The sequence below is a fragment of the Parcubacteria group bacterium genome, assembly GCA_041657845.1.
Lineage (GTDB): Bacteria > Patescibacteriota > Minisyncoccia > Moranbacterales > JAKLHP01 > JAKLHP01.
The window spans coordinates 1-3,324 of sequence record JBBABD010000057.1 but is presented as its reverse complement, the minus strand read 5'-3'; the positions used below and the strand labels follow the sequence as shown (position 1 = coordinate 3,324).

General features: G+C 58.8%; 3 protein-coding genes. All 3 read right to left on the bottom strand.

Features of this window, described 5'->3' with window-relative positions; genetic code table 11:
* Positions 1–541, bottom strand: a 541-nt coding sequence (locus WC906_05355) for a hypothetical protein (GenBank protein MFA5777828.1), incomplete at its 3' end; no start/stop codon positions are given.
* Positions 542–564: 23 nt separating this feature from the next.
* A complete protein-coding gene (locus WC906_05350; GenBank protein MFA5777827.1) occupies positions 565–2,181 on the bottom strand; it encodes a hypothetical protein in 1,617 nt (538 codons plus the stop codon).
* A complete protein-coding gene (locus WC906_05345; GenBank protein MFA5777826.1) occupies positions 2,178–2,627 on the bottom strand; it encodes a hypothetical protein in 450 nt (149 codons plus the stop codon). Before WC906_05345 ends, WC906_05350 begins: the two co-directional genes overlap by 4 nt.
* Positions 2,628–3,324: the final 697 nt, after the last annotated feature.

Below are 3,324 nucleotides of genomic sequence, written 5' to 3'. Positions count from 1 at the left end.
TTCCGCCGTCGCAGTCCTGCTCGCTGAAGGTGACTTTGCCGGTCACGGGGTCGAAGCCGGTAACGACCTCGGTCTTGCCCGCCTCATTGAGCCAGTGCTCGTAGCGGATGACCGTGCCGTCCCCGGAGCACTCCCAGCCGTCCATGAAGATGTCCATCTCCGGGTTGTCCCCGCAGGTGAAGCTGGCGCGGACGGCCTCCTTGAGCCAGTCGGCGCGTTCCTTGGACCCCTTGGCCTCGGGGTGGAGGCTGGTTATGGAGATGTTGGGAACCTCGCGGGTGGACGAGGTGACGTAGGAGCGCACCTTGTTGCGGGTGGAGCCCGTGAAGACGTTGGCCTGCCACTCCTCCTTGCCCTGCGCCGCGTTGGTCTGGACGTAGGCGTTGAGCCGCTTGCGGCTGTCGTCGAGGTACTGCCGCAGGGTGCGGTCGTTGAACTCGGGGAACTTCCTCCCCATCACGTCAGAAAGCAGGACGTCAAGCCTGTCGTAGACGTGCTTAATCCTGTCCTGCTGTTCCCTGCTCTGGGGTGATGTGACCATATGAAATAATTATACCTTGTCGCTCAAGCCATCCGCAAGCTCCCGCCCCGCTTCCTAGACTCCGCCAGCTTCTTCTCCCGCATGGCGAGGTAAAACTTCTGCTCGTCCGCCGCCATCCCCTCGCGGTCATGGGGGAGGCGAACGATATCTGACTGGTAGGCCGCGCTGTCGACCACGTCGTCCTTGATTCCGTTGGGGAAGGCCTTGAGCTCGTCCTCAAGGTCGCGGCTTTCTCCGGTGACGTGCCAGACCCTGCCGGTCTCGTAGCGGTGGAGGAGGCCCGAGCGGATGCGGTCGCTCTTGGCCCTGCCCTTGTGCTCAAGCCACGTAAGGGCGAAGAAGACCTTGCGCTCGTCCTTCTCCTTCTTGAGCAGTGGTTCCAATGCCCTGGTGAAGGCCGTGTCCTCCCATGCCATGACCTGCGGCTTGGTCTTGCACGTGTCGGTTAGCCAGCACCAGAGGTCAACCATCTCCTTCACGACGCCTGACGGACCCATGTAGGCCCCCCAGCTCTTCAAATGCCAGTCCCCGTCCTTGGTCACCCAGTTGATTGTGATTCCGCAGCGGTCGCGCCCGTCGTCCTCTAGCCCCTCTTTCTTGCTCGGGGTGTCGATGGTCACGAAACAGGCGAGGGGGCGCATGGCAAGGACCTGCTCAAGGGTGACGGGACGGAACATCTCGTCGCGGAAGCGGGCGAGGGTGCGGGTCGGCGGGATGAGCATCATCTCGCGCTGGAAGTCCATGTCGCCCGTGTCTGGCTGCCTCATCTCGGCCTTCTTGCGCTCGACGCTGATTTTCCCGGTGGCCTCGGCCTCCTCGTCCGTCAAGACCCACCGCTCGGGCCACGTTGGCTTGCCGTCCTCCACCAGCGGGACGAACAGGGAGCGGCAACGCCCCCCCTCGGCGGCCTTGCGCAGGAGCAGGGCCACGTTGCCCGTGTCGGTGAGGTAGTTACCGAGGTAGAGGACGCGGAGGCTGCCCGATGAGAGGCCGGCCTTGAACTCGCTGATGTGCTCGCGGACGTTCTTTGTGAGCACCTCGGAGGCGGCGGTCTTCGAAACCTCGAAGTCGTCCATGATGAGGGTGTCGGGACGCTTGGCCCCGTGGATTCGTCCGCGCACCGGCTCCTGCGTGGAGTGTGCTTCGACGCGGATACCGTCAAGCCTCCCCTCGGGGGTGACTACGGGGTTGGTCACGAAGTCACCGACCCGCTTCTGCGTTATCTCGTCGGCGTTCCTGTCGGAGCTGTAGAGCTGGCCGAAGTCGGCGATGAGGCGGGGGTTGGTCTGAAGCTCCACGATGACGTCGAAAAGGAACCGCTCGGCGTTGGAGCGGTCGTAGGAGTCCACGTTGGCGTAAGCCGTCTTGCGGTAGCAGATGAGCCAGACGAGCCAGAGCTTGGCCATCGTGGTCTTGGTGCTCTCGCGGAACATGACCCAGACCAGCTCGGATATCTCCCCCTTGGTGAGCGCGTCCAGCCCCTCGAACATCGCGTAATGGAACGCGGCGAAGACCGAGGTAACATAATGCGGGAAATACCACGCGACGAAACACGCGAAGTTGAGGCCGCAGGCGTAGACCCGCGCGGCCTTGGTGATGGTCGCCAATTCCTCAAGCATTTGCGCCGTTACTTTTTTCATGCGAAAAGCTGCTTGACCCGTTCCTGCTCCTTGGCCTCGATGACGGAGACGATGGGCTTGCCGCCGGAGGTGATGTCCGTCTTGTTCTTGGGGTTGAAGGCGTCATCTAGGGCCTTGAGGACCTCGAAGTCGTTCTGCGTCTCGCTCGTGAGGGCCTTGGCTCTCTTGCGCCCCGTCCATCGCTTGCTCGCCATGCGGTGACGTTCCCACCACTCCGGCGGAGCCTTGGTCTTGAGGGCGCATAGCTCGGCTGAAGTAAGGGAGAACTCTCCTGCTATCTCGTCGTCCTTGAATCCGTGCGCGAGCAGCAGGGCCAAATGCCCGGCTAGGGGCGCATAATGCTCGTGTATCAACTCCAGCACAACGTCATTGACTAGAGAGACCATCAGGGCCTTCATCTCGTCAGACGGCGCATAGATGTCGATTGGGGGGGTAGGCTTATCCATGAGTTAATTATACCCCGTCTAGTCTCACTTCGCAACGTAACGCTTGAATCATGAAAGTGGCCCCGGCGTTGTAAGTAATCCCCTTTGAAATCGAGAGAGAAACAGACTCGCTCGTCCTGTGCCAACGTGGAGCCTTTGGCGTCAGTAAGCCGCTTCAAAATCAATCTGTGCCCGCTAACCTTAGCATCAAAATTGCTCTTTGGGCACAGAACTTAGGCTTTTGGGCACAGAACTTTGACCTTTTTTTTAAGAAAATTTAGCTAATCTAAGCCTCTGTAGAGGCAAACTTTCAATTTCTGTGAGCAAAATCAATCTGTGCCCGTCAGATTTGGCTAACCTTAGCTTCAAAAATGCCGTCTGGGCACAGATGGGCACTCGGGCACAGAACTTTTGAAAACTTTTTTTTCACATTTTTCCTTATCTTAGCCCTTTTACTCCTACATATATAGAATATAATATTTACTGTGCCTAAGTGCCCGCTAATCTTAGCCAAAATTTTATTTAAGTGTCGTAATAATATTATTTATCCTCAACTTATCCACAGCTAACCCCTTGACACCTATTCCAACCTATGCTATCCTTCAATCAGATAGGACACGACACCGCCAGCGGTCACGACTGCCAGCGGACGCCGCCCATCCTACCCAGTCGCCGCCGGTAAACCTTCTCGGTCACTGCCGGCGGCGCGACAGCTCTC

Excerpts from the sequence above, each read along its gene's own strand:
- WC906_05350 (MFA5777827.1), bottom strand. The coding sequence starts at position 2,181 with ATGAAAAAAGTAACGGCGCAAATGCTTGAGGAATTGGCGACCATCACC.
- WC906_05345 (MFA5777826.1), bottom strand. The coding sequence starts at position 2,627 with ATGGATAAGCCTACCCCCCCAATCGACATCTATGCGCCGTCTGACGAG.